Raw genomic sequence first — 21591 nt, forward strand, 5'->3', positions numbered from 1 at the left:
TTATTTGTTATTGGGGGAGGGGCGTCCCGCCCGTCAAAATTGGAGGGGCGGGACGCCCATCCCACAAACTTGTGGAAGTTATTTAATTCTCATTCCTAAGCTGATTGAAAGTCCGAATAATAGCTGTGAAATTTACCGTGCTGATTTAGAGGAAGTGGCGACCGAACTTCAGCAGCCGGAAGCGGTTTTAGCTGGGGTAAGGAGTCAAAAATCGGCTCGGTTGGGGCGGGTTCACCCGGATATTTGGCTAATTGTGCAGATTGATGAACCCGGCCCTACCAGCCTAATGATGATTCCGAGAGTTATCCAACCGCATTAGTGGCGAGAATATATTCTTTTACCAAAGTTCCACAGCCAGAATTATTGGCACTTTTCCTGAAAAGTCACGCTGCGCGCGTATTTTGGAGATAGTAAGTCAGCATTCCTCTAGTCAGCTATTCTAATTGCTGAGAGTATGAGGTCGATCGCCCGATCGCTGACAACCAAGCACTAATTTCTCCTAGGTAAGTTGACGTTTATGCGCGTCTCAAATGTAGCTCTCTTGACTCTGGCTGCCCTCGCATCCCAGAATTTAACTGCTAATACTAGCGCCAATCCTGCTGCACCTCCTATCTCTCCTGAGACACCGCAGGCTAGAAACTTTGTTGATGGCATAAATACTACCGCATCCCGTGCAGCTGAGTCAATAAGCTCGCCTGAGACGATCGCCCACGAACAATTTTCCCCAAATACTACCGCATCCCGTCGGGCTGAGTCAATAAGCTCGCCTGAGACGATCGCCCACGACCAATTTTCCCCACGAATTGCTGTAAAATCCCAGACTGGTTTGCTGTTAGCTTCGGCTCAACCAGAGTTATCTGCTGCCAAAAGCCAGGCGAATACTCCTGCTGCATCCGGCGATGAACTAACAAAATCTTTACAAGAAACCTGGCTGACTAAATTAATCGAAACCGGGGTTGAAAGCAATCCTCAAGTTCGCGAGGTTTTCGCTTTTATCTCCCCGCTTACTGGCAGTGCTGAATCTGGCTACGGTTTTAATAATACTATAAATCTGCTCAATATTTTACTAATTCTTGGTACTGTCTTTCCACCAGTGACAATTGCTTTTTTTTGGCTGATGCGACGGCTGGTAGTCAAACAGTTGGTTGCTGATGCCAATAAACGATTGCAGGGGATTGGTGTATTGGAATCAGAACTCATAAATTCTCGCCAACTAACTCAAAAATTGAGGGATGAATTAGAAGCGCAAATGAGTGCAGCTAAACAATCCATTGATTTTTTAACTAGAGAAACTGAACTTTCCAAATCTTCCGTCCAGCAAATTGAGACTCTCAAATCTCAATTTCTCATGCACCTGCAAGTTTTGCTGACAGAAGTTTACGAGAAAAAATCTCAAATTGTTCAAGAAATTTCCCAAGTTCCCGCAGTTGTTGCCAAAGAAGCTCTCACACTCGCACCTCAACCGCAGTTAAACAATTCCCAAAATTCGCAAACTGCACCCCCTAGCGACGAAAATTTCATTGCTGACGATTATATCAAGCAAGGCGAAGGGCTTTATTTTCAAGGCAATTATGATGAGGCAGTAATCTGCTTTGAAAAAGCTATTTTAGCGAATAATAATTTGGATGAGGCTTGGTATTGGCGCGGAAATGTGTTAGTAAAATTGCAGCGCCACGAAGAAGCACTCGCCTGTTACGACCAAGCAATATCAATTAAACCGGATAACTACGAAGCGTGGTATAATAAAGCGAATTTGCTGGTAAAATTGCACAGGTACGAAGAGGCGATCGTTTGTTACGAGCGAGCAAGTTCGAGCGAATCCCGAAAATACGGTTGTTGGCACAGTATAGCGGCTTTGTTGGGTAAATTGCAGCATTACGAAGAAGCGATCGCCAGTTACGATCGCGCCCTGGCTATCAAAGCAACCGACAGCGAAATTTGGCACAATCGAGGGGCGATGCTGGGCAAAATAGAGCAGTATGCAGCAGCAGTCGATTCTTACGATCGCGCTGTTGCTCTCAATCCCAACAGATACGAAACTTGGTACAATCGAGGCAATATGCTGTGGAGACTGCTGCGCTACAGCGATGCTATTGATTCTTACGATCGGGCTCTAGGCATCCGCTCCGACAAATACGAAGTTTGGTACAATAAAGGCGCTGTACTCGCAAAAATGCAGCGATATCAAGAATCGATCGAATGCTACGACAAAGCAATAGCCCTTCAACCGCAGGATTTTGAAGTGTGGCACAACCGAGGCGTAGCTTTCGACAAACTGTCGCAGCACTCCGCAGCAATTGCCTCTTACGAATCAGCAATTACCCTTAATTCCGAGTGTTACGAAGCTTGGTTTTGTAAAGGCGAATCTTTGGCTTCATTGCAGCGCCATGAAGAAGCGATCGCAGCTTATGAGAAAGCGATTGCTATTAAGCCAGATTCTTACGATGCTTGGCGTCATTTGGGGATAGCTTTTTCAGAATTAAAGCGCTATAAGGAAGCAATGGCAGCTTACGATCGAGCTATTGCCATCAAGCCTGAAAATACGGAAGCTTGGCGCGATCGAGGCGCAATTGTATCAGAATTAAAATATGATACAGAAGGATTTACCGACGGCGAAAAAGAGAAGGAAGAACCAGCCACAATCCAATGAATATTCGGACAGTTAGTTAGGCGTAAGGTGTACCGCTTTGTGTGCACCCCAATTTTTGGTTAACCTAAGGTGCGCACCTCCGTGTACACCCTAATTTTAGCTGCATAAAATCTCTACAAATATTTGAAAATATCGTCCTGAAATCGGTTGATTTAATAGAAAAATATATAGCGGTTAATGGGTAGATTAGGTAGAAAATTCAACTTAAAAAGGTTGACAGCACAGGGTTTAAACGTACTCTATATTTCTTTGTGAGAAAAGCTATAGCTTAACTATTAGCAGTAATATAACAATCGGGCGATCGGCATTATTTCCTAACGGTAATTAGATTTTTTCTAGCTGCTTTAGGGGCTGAAAACCTCTCGCTCACAAGGAAAACAGGTTGAGTACCTAAAAACGCCTGAAACCTTTGTGAATACTAGATTTATGCCTAGTTGAGCTAAAAGGAATTATAGCTCTGGGTTTAAAGCCATTTTCGCTGCGGTTTTTGTCGAACTCCCGCTAAGTTGAATAAGTAGTAATTTCCATGCAAAACTTTAAAAAACTCTGGAACATTGCTATAGCCTTCTCATTCTTCACTATTAACAGGACATCGAAGCACAAATACAGTTACCAAAACAGCGGGACAGCAAATAATTGCAGTGAGGGATTTGTTTTAGGTAAAAACATCTAGTCAATAGTGACATAAATACCAGGTTTTTATCCAGAATCATCTGTTAATTAAAATCCCGCACTATTACCCAGAACAATCTCTACAGGTGCTTCTACCAAAAGAAAAAATAATTAACCTGTGGAGTAAAAAAAATGGCAAACATAACAGGAACTCTCGGCCCCGATGTCATACCGGGATTTTTACCAGACGGTCGCATAATTAACCCGGGAACCTTACTGAGTGACGACACCATCAACGGCCTCGACGGCAATGATGCGATCGATGCAGGGTCAGGAAACGACCTCATATTCGCCGGCCCAGGTAACGATATTGTTAACGGCAACCAAGGCAACGATCAAGTATACGGTGGCAAAGAGGACGACCAAGTATACGGCGGCAAAGAGAACGACTTAGTTAGAGGCGACATCGGCAATGACAGCGTTTTCGGCAACAACGGCAATGACACCGTGTTCGGCGGCAAAGACAACGACACCATGTTCGGCGGCAAAGACAACGACTTGATGCTGGGCGACCTCGGCGACGACGTACTCTACGGCGACCTCGGTTCTGATACAATGAGCGGCGGCGCTGGAAATGATATTTTTGCGATCGGGCGAGTCGGCGACGGCAGACCCACAGCCACCACTGGCGGCCCCGGAGTCTTCGATGCCGACATGATTACCGACTTTCGAGTCGCCGGCAACGATGTCATCCAGTTATTTGGGGGGCTGCAATTCAGCGATTTGCAGTTCATCGACGGCACCGGCTCCAACGGCATCAGCATCGGCAACACCCTAGTTCGCGATACCGGCACCGGCGAGTATTTAGTCAACATCCAAGGTTTTAGCGCTGCCCAACTGAGCGCGAATCCGGCCTGGTTCCAATTAGCTGGATTCCCGACACCGACACCGACACCGACTCCAACCCCAGCCCCCACCCCGACACCCGTTCTCGGTGCAGGCGTGTTGAACTTCAGCCAGCCCACCTACAGCGGCACAGAAGGAAATAACGTCACTGTTAATGTCACCCGCACGGGCGGCAGCCAAGGCGCAGTGTCCGTAAACTACACTGTCTCTCCGGGCGGAGCCAACGGTCAAGCCAGCCCTGCTGACTACAATGTGGCACAGCCCCAAACGGTAACTTTTGCCGACGGGGAAACCTCGCCCAAGACTATCAGCTTTAATCTCGTGGCTGACGGTTTGGCTGAGGGAACCGAAACGGCGATTTTGCAACTTCAGGCTCCCGCAGGCGGTGCGACTCTGGGTAGTATGCCGGCAACAATTCTGGCGATTTCTGACGAGTTGGCGACGCCGACACCGACGCCTGCGCCAACGCCGACGCCTGCGAGTATCTTCCAGTTCGACCAAGCGAGTTACACGGTGAATGAAGGCGGCGCGGCTACGATTAACGTTACTCGCACGGGTGGCACGGGTGCTGCATCGATTAACTACGCTACTGTTGACGGTTCGGCGACTTCTGCAGGCAGTGCACCGGATTACACTGTGGCGGCTGGTTCCCTGAATTTTGCCCCGGGGCAAAATAGCGCTAGTTTCACGATTTCGGCTTTGAGCGACATGATGCTGGAATCGCCGGAAACGGTGAATTTGGTGCTGGGCGGTGGCAATGTGGGCAGCAATCCATCAATCTTGACGATTCTGGATGTGCCGCCCGTCCCAACTCCGACTCCGACTCCTTTTCCGACTCCGACTCCGACTCCTTTTCCGACGCCGACTCCGACGCCTGCTCCGACTCCGACGCCGACTCCCGGTCAAAACACGTTTTTCTTCAGTGCGGCTACTTACAGCGTTAACGAGGGTAGCACTGCTCCGATTACGATCAATCGCGGTGGCGACCTTTCTGTGTCGGCTACGATTGTGTTCGGCACTGGGGACGGTACTGCTCTGGCTGCGGGTTCTCAACCGGATTACACGGCTGTGGTTCAAAAAGCGGTGAATTTTGCACCCGGACAAGCTAGCGCGCAAGTCCCGGTTCAAACTTTATTTGATAGCCTCACAGAGCCTACTGAGACGGTGAATTTGTTCTTGAGTGGCGGTAGTTTGGCGAGTCCTTCAGCAGCGGTTCTGTCGATTGTTGATACTACTGCTGTGCCTCCTACTTTCTTTTCTTACGGTCCGTCTTCGGGTCCTGTGCCTGATGGCGCTCCTGGAAATTTCACAATTAACCGCAGCGGCAATACTGGGGTTTCGGCTTCGATCGACTTTTTGATTGCTGCTCCGGGCGGCAACCAACCTGTGAATAATGTAGATTTCAATATTGTCGGGCCGTTTACTGCAAATCCTTCTGGTGGTGCGGTGAACTTTAATCCCGGTCAAACTAGCGTCACTCTGACACTTAATAATGTTTCTGGTTTGAATGGTGGTGTGGTGAATTTAGGTTTTGGCCCAGGACCGATCGGTGCTCCGGCATCGACTGCAATTACTCTGCTTTAAGAGTGTTAGTAGGGGCGAGCAATGCTTGCCCTACTAATATGTCTGCAAGTTGTTAAATGCTTTTTGGAACGGGTTTGTTATCTAAATCTTTCCTCTTGTTACCGCTCTGTTTGGGGCGGTTTTTTTATGGTAATATCATGTCCGATCGATTAACCATAATATCCCGGTCGGGGCGGGTTTTTGAGATGGTCAATTATTGGCAGGTATTGTTGGTTAACCCGCCCCTACAAAAATCGCGGTCGCTCGACCGGACATGATATAAATTACTTCGGTTACTTGATGACCAGTTAAATTCGATCGCAGCTTTCGATCCAATTTCACTGTATTAATAGTTGGCGAGGAACCAAACCTACAGTTATTGAGGAGTATTTGATCGGACTTAATAGCGGGCACTTAAATGCTTTTTGTCTAAGGTTTGTTATCTAAATTTTTCCTCTTTGGGCCGCTCTGTTTGGGGCGGTTGTTTTTATGGTAAATTTAGGTAATACCAATTTTTTATGAGGCCCCGTAGAATCCGATCCCCCCTAGCCCCCCTTAATAAGGGGGGGACAAGATCCCGATCGAAGTCCCCCTTCTTAAGGGGGATTTAGGGGGATCGAGATATGTGGAACTTCACATTAAATTGGTATAAGCTGCAAACAAGGAGAATAGTTATATGTCTGTTCAGCTTCAAAAACGGTTATTTACAGTAAAAGAATATCATTTGATGACTGAGGTTGGTATTCTCTCCGAGGGCGATCGGGTAGAACTCATAGAAGGAGAGATTGTTAAAATGGCTGCAATTGGTACTCGTCACGCAAGTTCTGTTAAGCGTCTCACCAGGCGCTTCAGCCTCATTCCAGAATATCTGGCGACTCTGGGTGTCCAAGACCCTATCCAGTTGACTGAGCGCACTGAACCTCAACCGGATGTTGTATTGCTGGAACCTCGCGCTGATTACTACGCTACAGCGCATCCAGTACCGTCTGAAGTTTTGCTGTTAGTTGAGGTTTCAGATAGTACGGTTGATTATGACAGAGATGTGAAAGTATCCATTTACGCTCGATCGCTCATTCAGGAAGTTTGGCTGGTAGATTTAGTTGAAAATTGTTTGGAAGTCTACCGTCAGCCAGGCCCGAACGGTTATAGTTTAATGCTCAAGTTTTGGCGCGGTCAACAAGTTGCGCCGCTGGCTTTTCCCGATTTAGAAGTGAGTGTTGATTTTATATTGGGTTAGTATGAATCAGTAATGGCAGCTTACGATCGAGCGATCGCCATTAAGCCTAAGAATGCGGAAGCTTGGCGCGATCGCGGCGCAGTTGTATCGGAATTAAAGCAGGATACAGACAAAATTGACTCCGGGGAATCTGATATTACAAATGCCTCAAATAGCAAGGTGGAGCAACCTAAGTCAGCAGATTCGATGTAAGAATTGATGATTACATAGCACTTTTCAGTAAAATTAGGTACGCCTGGGAATTGGAATGCGATCGGGGCGTAGCTCACTTATTTGAGAATCGGTATAGTGGCTTAGGGGAAAATCGGGTGAGTGCGATCGCGATCGGGTGACTCTGGCGAGACTAACTTGTGGGTAGGAACGCCCTGCTGCTTGAGTTGTTACAGCTTTTGCTTTTGAAACAAAATACAATATGCTTATATATAAAGAAGGAAGTTAAGATGCTAAAACGAGTTCAGCGTAAAAAGTGGCAAAGATTTTTCCTCATCAGAAATCAACTGCTTGCAGGAATTTTTACACTAATTCTGACATTGCTGCTTGGCTGGGCTGGAACATTACCCAGTCTTTCTCAGACTCCAACACCTCATTCCACTCAGAAATCAACTCCGACTTCCAAGAAGGAACTGATTGCCAAAATTAAGGAAAAACTTAATGAAGATTTAGCGTTTCGGATTGAGAACAAGCTTTCTCCCGATCTAAAAGAAGTCGATAAAAAGGTTGAGCCGTACAAAAAGAAGCTGACTTCTCAAGAGATAGAAGAGATAGAAAGTTTTTATAAAAACGAATATACCCGGCTTAAGAAGGCTAAGGATTCCGATTTATGGGAGAAAGTAAACGATGGACTCCTCGATGGTCTGGGTTGGCTCGCAGCGTTTTTTTTTCTAATACTATGTATATGTAAGGAAACCTTACAAAATGTAGTTAGCAGCTTTTTCAATGCGGTAGGTACTTGGATATATAACAGGTGTGCTGGAACTCGACTTTTACGTGGAATTGCTCTACGACATTATCGAAAGGGACTAATTGAAAAGTGTCAGGAGTTGAAAATCCCATTTCGACCAAATCGACCCCTGAAGATTCGCGAGATATACGTTCCTCTCAAAGTTACAGGTACTAAGGATAATGAACAGCTCGATGCCTACGGTGCAGTGAGCAAGTATCGCCGACTTATGGTTAAAGGCGCACCTGGTTCTGGTAAATCAATGCTGCTCAAGTATCTTGCTCTTAGCTACGCGGAAGGTAGGTTGAATCTACCAGATCAACCTGTACCAGTTTTATTAGAACTCCATCGGCTAAGCAAATCAGACAAGTCATTAGAACAGCACTTTGTAGAGGCATTAGATCGGGATGATTTTCCTCATTCTCAGCTCTTTATAGAGCATAGTTTAGCTCAAGGTACACTAATGTTGCTGCTAGATGGTCTTGATGAAGTCAACAGCGATAATCGCTGGCAAGTCGTGGCACAAATTAAGGACTTATTGGACAAGCACCCAAATAGTCGTGTCGTTATTACTTGCCGTACAGCAGTCTACAAAGGTGAATTTGACGATCTGAACCATCTTGAGACTCTGGAAGTTGTTGAATTCATCGAGCAACAGATTAGAGACTTTTTGAAGGCGTGGAAACAATATATGCCACCAGGAAAGTCGATTGAGCAACTCATGCAGACGTTGCACGACCGACCTCGAATCATGGCGTTAGCACGCAATCCGCTCATGTTAACTATCATTGCCTACCTCTATGCTGATACCTCATTGGTACTGCCTCGCTCACGCGCTGAGTTCTATCGGAAATCTACAGATATTTTGCTAGATCAATGGCATCATGAACACAATCAGTTTCAGGCACGGGAGAAGCGGTTTGTACTCCAGGATTTAGCTATTTACAACCAAGATATTACTAAGCAGCAACAGCAAGATAGCGCTAGCATCAAATTCAAGACAGTTTTGCAGCAGATAAAGCTGTTACTTCCTGAGCTTAATCTCCAGCCTGACCAAGACGCTTTGCCTCTACTAAATGAAATTGTAGAACGTAGCAGCTTACTCATCAAAATAGATGGAGGTGAGAAATATCAGTTTGCTCATCTTACTTTGCAAGAGTTTTTCGCTGCGTCTAAGTTAATAGATGATAAGGATGGTCTACTCACTCGTTTCAAAGCTGATAATGACGCTTGGCGTGAGACAGTAAAACTCTGGTGTGGACTTGCTGGGGATAGTACCGATTTGATCCGGGAAGTACGCAGGATTTCGGAGATTACTGCTTTTGAGTGTTTAGCTGATGCTCAGAGGGTAGATTTAGCGTTGGCAGACGAAATTATCAATAGGTTCAAAGATCAACTAGGAAAAGGTAGTAACGACGAGGTGGTAAATCGTGCCTTTGCCTCTGTAGCTGCGGACGACCGGAGACGCACTGACGTATTCAACTTCTTGAAAGATACGCTTGAAAATATTGGAGAAATAGATGCCCGCCGCGAGGCAGCAGCGAATGCTCTGTCAATGACTAACTTAGCTGAAGCTGCTGATGTGCTGGCTCGTCAGTATGCAGATAGAGCTGAACTGCGTCCTGTACTACATTCTGCTTTGGTACGAATGGGAGATTTAGCTGTGTCAAAAATCTCATATTGGGTGGAAGCTGGAGTGATCGAATCATCTCTGGTGGCATCTAGCTCTGTCGAGTTGATGGACATTCTAGTTGATATAGGAACTCCGACAGCTACACAAATGCTAGTTTCTTGGATTTGGCATAGCAATCAGAGCTTAGCAAGTAGTGCTGCATTGCTCTTAGCACATTTGCTGCGGCACTCCGAGCAAGAAAAAGTAATTGGGAGTTACAAACTTACAGAAGACCAGAAGAGAGTAAAAGAGCGATTGGACTGGATTTGGAAGCCTTTTGAAACATCCACTAACTCTAATTTGAGCATTATTGCTGGTCGGGTGGCTTATCTTATAAGTCGAGTTCCGCTTGAGATAGCTAACTCTGTGCGAGTGCTTTCGTTAGATCCTCGACTAATTATACCCATCTGTTCAATAGAGCTGTACGATCAGAAAACTAACTTAGTGCCAATCAAGTGGAAGCATTTACTTGTTTCAATTAAGAAGGGTATAGAGATAGCAAAAGAAAAGGATTCCAGAAAAATTTCGATAGAAAGATATGACAACGAAATGCGCAAGCTTCTTGATGAAACAGAAACACTATGGGATTTCCTTTTCTTAAAGATAGAGCCTAGCCTACAAATTATATTACTCTATCAATACGTATCCTATCCCCGCCTAAAACAGGAATATTGGTATGATAGTATAATAAAAATAGAGAAGGAAAAGAGAACAAAACTGTCCGCCCAACAATTCCAGGCAGTTATGTTTTCAACAATGTCTACTACTATTGTTTCTGGAGTAATTATAGGATTGTTTTTGTTGGGAAATCCTGAGTTAAGCAAGCTTATAATTAACTTAATCCCAAGCAATTTTTTAATTCAGGAGGCTCTCTTTATTTGTATTTCGAGTAGTCTCTTTATATGGCTTCACTATTGTATTTTTAAATACGGAAAATATATGGAATATAATTATTGGTTTGTGTATTGGAATTTTTTAGAAATCGTAAGAAGTCGAGTACGAGGAGAAACGAGGATTAAAATGATCTATTGGGAGTGGCGGGTTGAAGAAAGAACGTTAAGAGGCGTGGTAAACATGGGTATGTGGATTGAGCGGGTTGAGGGATTTTTAGAAAAGGAGATAGGAGAGGAGTTAGGGATGGAGATGGACGCAGAGTGGCAAAAGACCAAGGATGCAGTGTAAGCGAAAGGTGCATCAGCTACTACCCATGTATTTGGCATAATCCGGTTATACATCTTGTCTGTCCCATAAGAACTAAACCAAACGTTAACTTGCAACTTAGACGCGCAACGATCGCACCCACTGAAAATCACCCTCACTCAACGGTGGAACAGGCTGCACTGAATAATCGATCGCCAAATCCAAAGCTGCCTCCTGATAAACTTCACCCAAAACCTCAGATAAATTCACAACAGGTTCTTCATTTCCTGACTGCAAAGGAAGCAAGAATTGAGGAATCGATTCACGCAGATTAAACGGGTATAGTTCAGCTTCCGGACGGAGATTAGCCCGACTAACCAGAATGCGGTAGTGCGATCGAATCGCTTGGGCCATTGGCATAAAATTTCCCCTTCTCAGCAGATCGATTTCCACCAAGTGAGTAGCGCTGTTCAGAACTTTTTGTCGCTTCGTCAGGTACTTGTCTCGACCTTCACCGCCTCGTTTATTCTTAGGTGAGAGGACTTCTACAACCGTTACCACCCGCCCAGTCTTTACTTCCCTAATCTCCAGATAGCGTTCGGTGATTTCCTCAGCTAGAGGTAATGTCACTCGAATTGGCGCCGGCTGTAAAACCCTAGTTGTTACACCAGAAGTTCGTGAGGCTTCAGGGTTTTGTTGAAAAACAGACGCATCTGGAATACCGACCAGTAAAGCATCCAAGTAAACCCGTTTCTCCACAGCAGCTCGATACTTGGGTATGAGTGAGGGATTGAGCGATCGCGCCAGCTCGACAATCAGCCAGGAGTGAACCTCTGACCACAGAGCAGGATTTTCAAGATAAGGATTCATCCCGGGAAAACTCGGAGTCATAATCGCAAGAGAAGAAATGAGAAAACGGATGATGGAAAGTAGTGGGTTCCATCCATACTATATCTATACCTTAGCATTTTCCCGAGCGGGTGCAACTACGACCAACAACTTGACGTATTGCAACAAAAAACCATTTTATATTGTATTAAACTTGTTCAGATGTCTTGTAATTTATTATAGCAACAGTGCCAGCCTATAGAAACAGTGCAAGCACTGTTTGAGTGCAGATATCCCTTGGCAAGCAAGGCTGTTTCATTCGGGGAGTTTGTAAGATAAATTATACTATAATAAGTTTAATTCCTCAAATCAGTGCAAGTTTTATGACTATTGCCAAATCATTTGAATTGGAAGTCACCCATCTCCCAGACCACACTGAATTACCAGAGTCGGACGGTACTTTTGTGAAAAACTTTCAAGAACTTCCTCAAAGCATTATTCTCACAGATTCACTCCGACCAATTTTGCAACGAATTCATCCTGACGGACGCTATCGCATCGGTCAAGATTGTGGGATTTATTGGCGTTTAACAGACCCACTCGAACGCGGTGCAGAAGCGCCAGATTGGTTTTATGTGCCGAATGTTCCCCCACTATTAAATGGTGAGGTGCGACGTTCTTATGTATTGTGGAAAGAATACGTTGCACCGCTGATTGTTTTGGAATTTGTGTCCGGGAACGGTGCCCAAGAGCGAGACAGAACGCCGCCGCCCGAACCCGGTCAAGCCGAAGAACAAAAGGTGGGCAAATTTTGGGTTTACGAACAGGCGATTCGCGTGCCTTACTACGGCATTTATGAAGTGAAAAAAGCCGCTGTAGAAATGTATCATTTAGAAGACAATCGCTATCAGCGCATGAGTGTAAATGAGCACGGTCGCTATCCGATTCCTCAGCTTGGAGTTGAGTTGGGAATTTGGCAAGGTGAATATGATGAGATGAATTTACCTTGGTTGCGTTGGTGGGATAGTGAAGGGAATTTGCTGTTAATTGGAGAGGAACGCGCCCGAGAAGAACACCTTCGCGCTGAAGAAGAACGCCTTCGCGCCGAGGAAGAAAAACAACGCGCCGATCGCCTAGCAGCAAAATTGCGCGAAATGGGGATTAATCCTGATGAGGTGTGATTGTTTTTAGGTTGTTAAATCGGGTGCGATTGCCTTCGGGATAGCTTCGCTCGCTTGTACTTTTTAAACAGCAGAAATATCAGAAGCCCCAAAAGACCGATCGCACTTTCGATCTCCTCACCCCATTGTTTATATTAAGATTTCCTTAATTGCTTTCATCTGGTACAGACATCAGTGCTACTATTAACAGCTTAGCTAGGGGTGCCCGAATATCCGGGCTGAGAAAACACCCTTAGAACCTGAGTCTGGGTAATACCAGCGGAGGGAAGCTGTTTATCAAGGAAATTAAATATGCGTACCGAATGGATCGCTAAGCGTAGCGGGCAGAGCAATGTATCTCAAATGCACTACGCCCGTCAAGGTGTAATTACTGAGGAAATGCACTTTGTTGCTAAGCGAGAGAATCTCCCGCCAGAACTGATCCGCGCGGAAGTAGCACGGGGACGAATGATTATTCCCGCTAACATCAATCACCCGAATCTGGAACCGATGGCGATCGGTATTGCGTCTAAATGCAAAGTCAATGCTAATATCGGTGCATCTCCCAACTCTTCCAATATGGAAGAAGAAGTTGACAAGCTTAAACTAGCAGTGAAATACGGCGCTGATACCGTGATGGACTTGTCCACCGGCGGCGGCAATTTGGATGAAATTCGCACTACGATTATCAAAGCTTCACCGGTGCCGATCGGTACAGTACCAATTTACCAAGCTTTAGAAAGCGTTCACGGTAATATGGAAAGTCTGACCCCCAACGACTTTCTTCACATCATTGACAAACACGCTCAACAAGGTGTTGATTACCAAACAATTCACGCCGGAATTCTGATCGAGCATTTGCCGTTGGTAAAAAATCGGCTGACTGGGATTGTCTCTCGCGGCGGTGGCATTTTGGCGCGGTGGATGCTGCATCACCACAAACAAAATCCTCTCTACACTCACTTTAACGACATCATTGAAATCTTCAAAAAATACGATGTTTCGTTTAGTTTGGGAGATTCTCTGCGCCCCGGTTGCACTCACGATGCGTCCGATGATGCTCAATTAGCTGAACTCAAAACTTTGGGACAATTAACTCGCAAAGCTTGGGAACATGATGTGCAGGTAATGGTGGAAGGCCCGGGCCACGTGCCGATGGATCAAATTGAGTTTAATGTCAAGAAACAAATGGAGGAGTGTTCGGAAGCACCCTTCTATGTTTTGGGCCCGTTGGTGACAGATATTGCGCCTGGGTACGACCACATTACCTCAGCAATTGGGGCGGCGATGGCTGGTTGGTACGGTACTGCAATGCTGTGTTACGTGACGCCGAAGGAACACTTAGGATTGCCGAATGCTGAGGATGTCCGAAACGGGCTGATTGCTTACAAAATCGCGGCTCACGCTGCAGATATTGCACGGGGCCGTCCGGGTGCGCGCGATCGCGATGATGAACTCTCGAAAGCGCGTTACAATTTCGATTGGAACCGTCAATTTGAGCTGTCATTAGATCCAGAACGGGCAAAGGAATATCACGACGAAACTTTGCCGGCGGATATCTACAAAACTGCTGAATTCTGTTCAATGTGTGGGCCTAAGTTCTGTCCGATGCAGACTAAGGTTGATGCCGATGCTTTGACGGAATTAGAGAAGTTTTTGGCTAAGGAACCTGTAGCCCAAAGCTAATTGGATTAATTCCTAGGGTGGGTATTGCCCACCTTACTTAATCGTAAAGCTGTTTCGTTTCTTGTGGGGCGGGCATCCTGCCCGCTCAAAAGTAGGGTGCTGATGGCGCAACTTATAGCGGTTCTCAAAAAAGTGAGGTATGCCCTATGCCCTATGCCCTATGCCCTATGCCCTATGCCCTATGCCCAGTCGTACCTCATATGAGAGCTCGAAAGGCTATACTTAAGGTTATATTAAAAGGAGTTTCCGAAAAGGAGAATTGCGATGTCCGTTCAACTTCAAAAACGCCTTTTTACGGTGAAAGAATATCATTTGATGGGTGAGACAGGGATTCTTTCTGAAGCTGAGCGCGTCGAACTCATTGAAGGAGAAATTATTCAAATGGCCGCTATTGGAACTCGTCACGCAACTGCTGTGAGACGACTTAACCGACTTTTTCACCGATTACCAGAAGATAGAGTTATCGTTGATGTCCAAAACCCTGTTCAGTTAAGCGAACGTACTGAACCGCAACCTGATGTAGTATTGCTCCAATTTCGCGATGATGATTACGAGACAGCACATCCAGTTCCCTCAGAAGTGTTACTTTTAGTAGAAGTCGCTGACAGTACAGTGGATAATGACAGAAATGTCAAAATTCCTATTTATGCCCGATCGCTAATTCAAGAGGTTTGGCTGGTTAATTTAGTGGAAAACAGCTTGGAAGTTTACCGCCAGCCAACACCAAACGGTTATAGTTTAATACTAAATTTGTACCCTGGTCAAGAGGTGGCACCGATCGCATTTCCTGATTTTACAGTCAGTGTGGATTTGATATTGAGTGCGGGCGATCGCACTTCCTCAACCCCAGAACAATAAATTTGCTGCTTGATGCTGATTAAACAGCATTTTTCAAAGGCACTTGCTTTGCAGAGGATAAACAATTCTGGATAACTTCTAGAGCAACAGCTTTAACTACATTAATACTTACACTATTACCCAGTTGATGATAAGCTTTCTCATCATTAGGATGCAAAATAAAACTATCTGAAAAACCTTGTAACCGTGCTGCTTCGCGGGGAGTAATCCTGCGGACTCGGTTATGATAGTAAACTCCTAATCTATTAGCATCACTGGCAACAATTGTTACAGAAATTTTCTGCGGATCGAGGAATTTATAGACTTCAAAGGAAAAGTTACCGGATACAGGTTTGTATTGATTGTTGTGCCGTTGCAGGTACTTTTTTGTTACCAAGGAATCCAGCATTTCGTCGAGATTGGGATGAGCAAAAAAAGTAGCTATTTGCTCTTTAGTTAATAGCTTGCCATCTTGGTCAGATCCAAATTCTTTATTGCGCCTTTTCAAGATAAAAAGATTCATTAATTCAATTTCCTCTAAACTGCACTCGCCTCGCAAACCCAGTTCCCAAGAATGAATCGAATTGCCACCGCGATAGTCAATTAGTCGCCTACCGTGCAGTCGGCTAAAATTATTGTTAACTATTTGTTTCAAGGCATTAACAAATTCTGGCGAACAATCATATTTGGGATCTGGATTGTCTTCCAAAATATCTGCAACTGTGACAGGTTGACTTAACGGGGAAAAGAACGATAGCTGTTGATGACTAGAGGAATGCGAATCTTTTGGGCCTACGTCGGTAATTAGCTTAAATTGGGGCGAAGCATTTAAAATTCCTACTAGGTAAACTCGGACGCGGTTCTGAGGTAAACTAAAGTTAGAGCTGTTGAGCAAAAAATAATCGAAGCTGTAACCTCGGCTTTTGATTTCGCCCTTAATAGTTTCGAGGGTTCGGCCGCCGTCGTGGCTGACAAGCCCCCGCACGTTCTCGAAAATAAATGCTTGAGGTTTAAAGGTATCAATTAACCTTGCAATCTCAAAAAATAAGGTGCCTCTGGTGTCTCCAAATCCCTCTTTTTTGCCAGCATAGGAGAAAGACTGACAAGGAAATCCCGCTAGTAAAATTTCATGTTCAGGCAGTTTGTCAATTAATCGGATGTCGCCTAAAGGTGTGTCGGCAAAGTTTTTCTGGTAAACTAACTGAGCGTCGGGATTGATTTCGCTGCTTAATACGCATTCTGTTTCCAGATTCAAGGAACGAGCGGCGGATTCAAACGCTAATCTCATGCCGCCTATTCCTGAGAATAAGTCAATAAAACGGATTTTTGGCATAATAATTTTAGTTAGTTTAGATTTTAACACCATTTCTTCAGTATACCATCTCTTTACTTATTGTTAGGCACAAAGTAATCCCTCAAAAAATCGCAAAGTACATTAAGTTCATTGTGGGAAAATGCAACAGTGCAATGACTATAAGTACACAAGGTTCTGATTGCATTTTCCCTCTCAAAGTTACCAGCGCCATCAATGACATAAGCCATTTTATAACCTGCCTTTTCAATCTGCTCAAATCTAGCTCTTGCTTGTCCAGCTTTACGTTCAATTACACTATTTGTTGTTACCTGAAAGCTAATCTCTATTGCAACAAACTTATCTTCTTGAGAAAGCACCAGATCAAATGTTGTTAGTCCTTTTTCGCTTTCTTGGTCAGTATGTCTAACGCCGGGTAAATGACCGTTAGGTCTAATATCTATATCTATAACCCCTAAATTATCTTGTAAGTATTCTTTGACAAAGTTTTGAGCGATTTGACCTAAAGTATTGGCTTGTGACCCAGAGGTTATCCGGCTAACCCAGATATATCGTTGTTTAATAAACTTATTTAATTTATCGGGTTGACCTAAGTAATTACCAATTTCACATTTAGCTAGAACCTCAGGGCTTTTTTCATTCAGTGAACTAGCGCCGAACAAAAGAATTGCTATTAAATCTTTATGTGCCATAGATAAAGATTGATTTTGGAGTATTTTTTTACCGTCAATCCCTAGTTTATTATTGGTTAGTTGACCTGATGCTGGTAGAAAAGTGAATTGATAAGAGTAAGTTTGCAGATTCCAAAGGTAATCTAATTTATTTAAGGGAAACATAGAATTAAACTGACTATTCACTCTTTTTATCATTTCTCCCCCAAAGTCCGCCAGTACAATTAAATGCTTCAGGAACATATTTGCAGAAAGTGTTGAAGCTTCTACTATTTGAAATAATCCGCTTAACTCCGAAACAGGGACGCTAAGAATAGCAATAAATTGCTCTTGAGTTTCTATCAATTTTGGTATGACACTGAGTTCTGCTTCCTTTTGAGATAAGTCGGAAGGCCAAAACATAGAAGCTAACTCACGGATTTCTTCAACTGTTCTTCTGTAATTTCGAGTTGACATTTTTGGTTTTGTGTGATATTAAGTGCTGTGAGTTTGATGAGATCGCCCGCCCTTCTCGCTATTAAATGTTCGGTGGGCGTTGACGCGATTCTTCAGGGGAAGAGGGTGGCGATCGCACTTTTGCCTATTTTTTGCTAGCCATCCACTTTTGAAGATCATTAATCGTAAAAACTGTTTCAAAGTTTAATCCAACAGATTGATAAAACTGGGCACCACCTTGCTCTCTGTCAATCAGCGACAACACGCGATCGACTTTATAACCCGCACCCCGCAACCGTTCCACCGCCTGCATCGCCGACTTACCCGTCGTCACCACATCCTCCAAAACCGCCACATTCGTGCCCTCTGGCAACAGCGGCCCCTCAATGTACGCCATTGTCCCGTGTCCCTTCGTCTCCTTTCTGACAATTAGCGCCGGAATCGATCGACCTTCCAGAGCCGAAACCACACTCACAGCAGTTACAATCGGGTCAGCACCCAAAGTCAAACCGCCCACAGCTTCTACATCCGACGACAGCATCGACAACAGCAAACGTCCCGTTGCCAAAGCACCTTCAGCGTGCAGCGTCACCGGTTTGCAGTTAATGTAATAAGAACTTTTCTGCCCCGAAGACAACACAAAATCGCCTTCGCGATAGGCAAACTCGCACAACAAATCTAGAAGTCGATCGCGCAACACCTTTAAATCCGCAGCATCCATAACTCACACCCTGTAAAAAACACAAATAATCCGCCGATAATCAGTTTATCAAAAAATTGGGTTGAAAATCCCGTCCTTCGCTTGACCGAAAGCATCCAGGATACAAGCCCCCGGATTCATCCGTCCAGAAATAAAAAACCTGTATCCGATGAAACTTGCCCCCCGAATTTATCCGTGGGGTCAATGCTTCAATTCTTTAATCTAAAATCTAAAATCTAAAATCTAAAATCCCTTGACGGCTTTTTGATAGAATAGACATGGTTGTAATTCCCAAGGTGGGCGGTTGTGAAGCGGCTTTTAGTCGGCACCCTCGAACCTGAAAGCTTTTTAAAAGCAAAAAGAAGGGTAGCAAAAACCTTGTAAAACAGAGCTCGGGAATCAACGCATTCTCACGCACCAGAAAATCAATAATTTGTTTCAATCAAGTAGGGTGGGGCACACCCGAACTCTAGGTTCGTATCCTAGTACGCTTTTGGAGATAGACCAAGAAGGGGTGGTTGTGAGTTAAGCTCGTCAATTGGTACAATTGCAGGGTTGAAAAGTTTAAGGATTGCCGCAAGGACACAGCGCTTAAAGGTCAGTCGATGAATTAAGAATCCCCCTGGCTTCACGCGGGGGAGTGTCAAATTGGAATCGGAATTAATTAAGGAGGCCCAAATATATGAGTCAAAAGTTAAAAAGCCTGAGTGGCGCGTTGATTCTCGCTGTCGCCTCTGCCGCAATGGCATCGGTCAAACCAGCTCAAGCACAAACAGAGCGATTTCACCCGATTGCCGACGACTTCAACCGACAATTCTTTGAAGCTTCAGGAGACTTTTACCAGAACGTCAGCTTGCAAGGTTACTTGGGCGACTATTTAGGCATCGGTTCCCCCAGCGGCGTCGTTGCCTTTCCCGACAAAGAAATTGAGCGGGATGCCAGTCGCGTCAACGGCCTTTACCGACGAATAATGCAGCGGCAAGTTTCCAGCGATCCGATTCTCCGTGTCCCGGATGCAGTTAATCCCTTCGATTCCTCAGTCATGGCACTGCCTGCAGCTTGCCAGCTAGCACCTCAACCGAGCGGCTGTTTCCCCACTCCCGCCGGGCTCCAAGATCAGTTTACACTTCCAAGAGACCAGCAAGATTCACAGACCGATCCAGGCCCCGTCAGAGGACTTTATCAAGTATCGCCGACTCGCAAAAATTAATCGATCGACAGTTGCGAGTTTTGAGCCGAGGCGGGTTTACTCTCATCTCGGATTTGTATGAGAGAGAAAGTCTTAACCCGCCCCAAAATTTCATGTTTGGGCAATGCTTTCGGTAAAGGCGCAACTGGCTTTTTTTTAACTATCGCAGTTATTTTACAGGACTAAATATTATCCAATATTTATCAAACAATGCTGCCGTCAGGCATCATTGTTCCTTTCAAAATAGCTTCGCCCAGATTAGCTCCCGCCAAGTTCGCTCCTCTGAGATTTGCCCGGGTCAAATTCGCCCCTCTCAAATCAGCTTTCCCGAGGTTTGCCCACCGGAAATCGGCACCGCTCAACTCCGCAAAACTGAGATTGGCCTTGAAAAGATATGCTGCAGTGAAGTGAGCTTCCCCGAGGTTAGCTTTAGAGAAATTGGCTGCATAGCAATGTGCTTCAATGAATTCGGCTTGAGTGAGATTGGCTTGACTGAGATTAGCAAAGTTGAGGTTGGCGCCCATCGCATTAACTCGAAACATCACCGCACCGATTAAATTTGCATCTGCGAAATCGGTTTGTTGGAGATTGGCAGCAGTGATGTCAGACCCAATTAAATTAGCACCGCTCAAATCAGCTCCCCTGAGGTCTGCCGCTCGGAGGTTGGTTCCAGTTAAATTAGCTTTAATTAAATTAGTTTCGAGCAGTTGCGCTCCGGCAAGATTTGCTAAACTAAAATTAGATTCGGCGAGGTTTGCCGAAATTAATTTAGCCTTAAACAAGTCTGTTTTAAAAAGGTTCGAGCGCCAAAGATGGGCGCCTCTGAGATTTGCGTCGGCGAGGTTAGCTTCGCTGAGATCCGGTTCTATATTTGGGTTGAGACTTCTCCATTCAATCCAAGTAACTGCACCTTTTTTTAACAGCGCTAAATGCTGTGTGTTTGCCATAATTGCATCTCCTTTAACGGCTATTCCTTGCGACCAAAAATTGCTGGATTTTCTCGACCCGTCACGTTTTCCACCGCCGCAATTGCTGCCTGGGAACCTGCTATAATATCTCGTTCTGCGCCGCCGAGGTAAAGCCGTCCGAAACTGCCTACAGCCTGAACCTCTAAGATGTTAATAGATGCGCCTTTTTCTGCTTCATTGGCCGCCAGCGCTGCATAGGCCGCCGGTTCTACTTCTAAGACGTAAAGCGTTTGTCCCGCCAGCAGCAACTGTCCGCGGCGGCTGCGGTTGATTAATTGTGTTTGGTGGGGGTCAATGTTGCGAATAATTTGACTGGAAATCACTCGCGGTTTGATACCTTCTTCTCTGCGGACTCCGATGAATTCTAGAATTGCTTTGCCTGCGGCCCGAGTTTCCCCCTGCTGACCCGAGTGTACTTCCAGAAGGCCGTACAAGCGTTCGACTATCTGGACTCCCGGGCGCACCGAGGCAGATTTGAGGGCGACATCGGTAATTCGGTTAATTTCGATACCGGGCGAGATTTCAATCCACAGCGACGCATCCCCCGGCAGCGGCAAAAATCCGGCGGCGATAGTGCCGATGTATGCTGCGTGCTGCGGCTGCAAGTTGTCTAGAAATACGTAGCTGCGTAGCTCTATACCCAAAAGTTTTTATCTCCGTCGATCGAGTTCCCACAGTTGTCTGTGCAATATCTGAGTTTACCTTTTTTTGTCAACAACACTTTGTCTATTGTCGGGACTGCCGCAGTTCCTCACAAGCAAGCGATGTGCCAAGCCCGCAATTTCTAGTGCCGCACTGCCTCACAAGCGAGCAATATTTAATTTCGTCTTGCTGCTAAAAATCTGATATCAATCTGTAGTTATAGGTGGAAGATAAGTATGTTTACTGCTAGAGGTGGATTTAACTTTAATAGACGATCGATATAGTTGTGATAGTTAAAGATTCTAACCAACAGAGAGCATTTGAATTATGAAACGTTCTGATTTATCCAAAGCAATCGGTGCAGGTATTATAGCTGCTGGTTTAGCCCTAGCACCAGCTCATCTACCTGCTTCTGCTCAGACAGATACAACTGGCGGTACTAC

The 21591-nt window shown here is 45.1% G+C and carries 15 protein-coding genes, 1 pseudogene and 1 riboswitch; of the genes and pseudogenes, 10 read left to right on the plus strand and 6 right to left on the minus strand.

Translation table 11 applies throughout. The features are described from left to right. The 6 genes and pseudogenes from ACUVJL_RS28275 to ACUVJL_RS28300 all read left to right on the plus strand — a co-directional run. Nucleotides 1-319 (plus strand): annotated as a pseudogene (locus ACUVJL_RS28275) (hypothetical protein); the annotation flags it as partial. Between the two features lie 198 nt (nt 320-517). After that, a complete protein-coding gene (locus ACUVJL_RS28280) occupies nt 518-2650 on the plus strand; it encodes a tetratricopeptide repeat protein (RefSeq protein ID WP_445248885.1) in 2133 nt (710 codons plus the stop codon). Between the two features lie 804 nt (nt 2651-3454). Then, entirely contained in the window at nt 3455-5752 is a 2298-nt protein-coding gene (locus ACUVJL_RS28285) for a Calx-beta domain-containing protein (RefSeq protein ID WP_445248886.1), read from the plus strand. Nucleotides 5753-6407: 655 nt separating this feature from the next. After that, nucleotides 6408-6968: a Uma2 family endonuclease gene (locus tag ACUVJL_RS28290; protein WP_445248887.1), complete on the plus strand. Its 561-nt coding sequence runs from the start codon at nt 6408-6410 to the stop codon at nt 6966-6968. Between the two features lie 12 nt (nt 6969-6980). Continuing rightward, nucleotides 6981-7160 (plus strand): hypothetical protein, encoded by a 180-nt coding sequence (locus tag ACUVJL_RS28295; protein ID WP_445248888.1) that lies wholly within the window; start codon nt 6981-6983, stop codon nt 7158-7160. A gap of 248 nt (nt 7161-7408) precedes the next feature. Continuing rightward, nucleotides 7409-10762 (plus strand): NACHT domain-containing protein, encoded by a 3354-nt coding sequence (locus ACUVJL_RS28300; protein WP_445248889.1) that lies wholly within the window; start codon nt 7409-7411, stop codon nt 10760-10762. Nucleotides 10763-10858: 96 nt separating this feature from the next. Here ACUVJL_RS28300 and ACUVJL_RS28305 read toward each other — a convergent pair whose 3' ends face one another. Then, a complete protein-coding gene (locus tag ACUVJL_RS28305) occupies nt 10859-11611 on the minus strand; it encodes a DUF4058 family protein (RefSeq protein WP_445248890.1) in 753 nt (250 codons plus the stop codon). A 320-nt stretch (nt 11612-11931) separates the two neighbouring features. Between ACUVJL_RS28305 and ACUVJL_RS28310 the strand changes: the two genes are divergently transcribed. The 3 genes from ACUVJL_RS28310 to ACUVJL_RS28320 all read left to right on the plus strand — a co-directional run bounded on the left by ACUVJL_RS28310 (nt 11932) and on the right by ACUVJL_RS28320 (nt 15252). Further along, nucleotides 11932-12729 carry a Uma2 family endonuclease gene (locus tag ACUVJL_RS28310; RefSeq protein WP_445248891.1) on the plus strand — a complete coding sequence of 266 codons (798 nt, stop codon included), beginning with the start codon at nt 11932-11934 and terminating at the stop codon, nt 12727-12729. A 187-nt stretch (nt 12730-12916) separates the two neighbouring features. Next, nucleotides 12917-13013: riboswitch (TPP riboswitch) on the plus strand. A 7-nt stretch (nt 13014-13020) separates the two neighbouring features. After that, complete coding sequence (gene thiC, locus ACUVJL_RS28315; RefSeq protein WP_172190916.1) at nt 13021-14394, plus strand: phosphomethylpyrimidine synthase ThiC; 1374 nt, start codon at nt 13021-13023, stop codon at nt 14392-14394. 264 nt (nt 14395-14658) lie between these two features. Further along, nucleotides 14659-15252, plus strand: a complete 594-nt coding sequence (locus ACUVJL_RS28320; RefSeq protein ID WP_445248892.1) for a Uma2 family endonuclease — start codon at nt 14659-14661, stop codon at nt 15250-15252. Between the two features lie 19 nt (nt 15253-15271). Here the strand turns inward: ACUVJL_RS28320 and dcm are convergent, their stop codons facing one another. The 3 genes from dcm to pyrE form a co-directional block, all read right to left on the minus strand. Then, nucleotides 15272-16564 carry a DNA (cytosine-5-)-methyltransferase gene (dcm, locus tag ACUVJL_RS28325; protein WP_445248893.1) on the minus strand — a complete coding sequence of 431 codons (1293 nt, stop codon included), beginning with the start codon at nt 16562-16564 and terminating at the stop codon, nt 15272-15274. Between the two features lie 53 nt (nt 16565-16617). Beyond that, nucleotides 16618-17670, minus strand: coding sequence for a restriction endonuclease (locus tag ACUVJL_RS28330; RefSeq protein ID WP_445248894.1), 1053 nt, complete (start codon nt 17668-17670; stop codon nt 16618-16620). Nucleotides 17671-17794: 124 nt separating this feature from the next. Further along, complete coding sequence (gene pyrE, locus ACUVJL_RS28335; RefSeq protein ID WP_445248895.1) at nt 17795-18370, minus strand: orotate phosphoribosyltransferase; 576 nt, start codon at nt 18368-18370, stop codon at nt 17795-17797. Between the two features lie 661 nt (nt 18371-19031). Between pyrE and ACUVJL_RS28340 the strand changes: the two genes are divergently transcribed. Then, nucleotides 19032-19559 (plus strand): hypothetical protein, encoded by a 528-nt coding sequence (locus tag ACUVJL_RS28340; RefSeq protein WP_445248896.1) that lies wholly within the window; start codon nt 19032-19034, stop codon nt 19557-19559. A 182-nt stretch (nt 19560-19741) separates the two neighbouring features. Here ACUVJL_RS28340 and ACUVJL_RS28345 read toward each other — a convergent pair whose 3' ends face one another. Both ACUVJL_RS28345 and ACUVJL_RS28350 read right to left on the minus strand, forming a co-directional pair. Next, nucleotides 19742-20485: a pentapeptide repeat-containing protein gene (locus ACUVJL_RS28345; protein WP_445248897.1), complete on the minus strand. Its 744-nt coding sequence runs from the start codon at nt 20483-20485 to the stop codon at nt 19742-19744. 20 nt (nt 20486-20505) lie between these two features. Further along, nucleotides 20506-21150 (minus strand): hypothetical protein, encoded by a 645-nt coding sequence (locus ACUVJL_RS28350; protein WP_333441278.1) that lies wholly within the window; start codon nt 21148-21150, stop codon nt 20506-20508. Nucleotides 21151-21591 lie beyond the last annotated feature (441 nt).

Origin of the sequence: Microcoleus sp. OTE_8_concoct_300, from assembly GCF_031383065.1 — a bacterium.
Taxonomy (GTDB): domain Bacteria; phylum Cyanobacteriota; class Cyanobacteriia; order Cyanobacteriales; family Microcoleaceae; genus Microcoleus.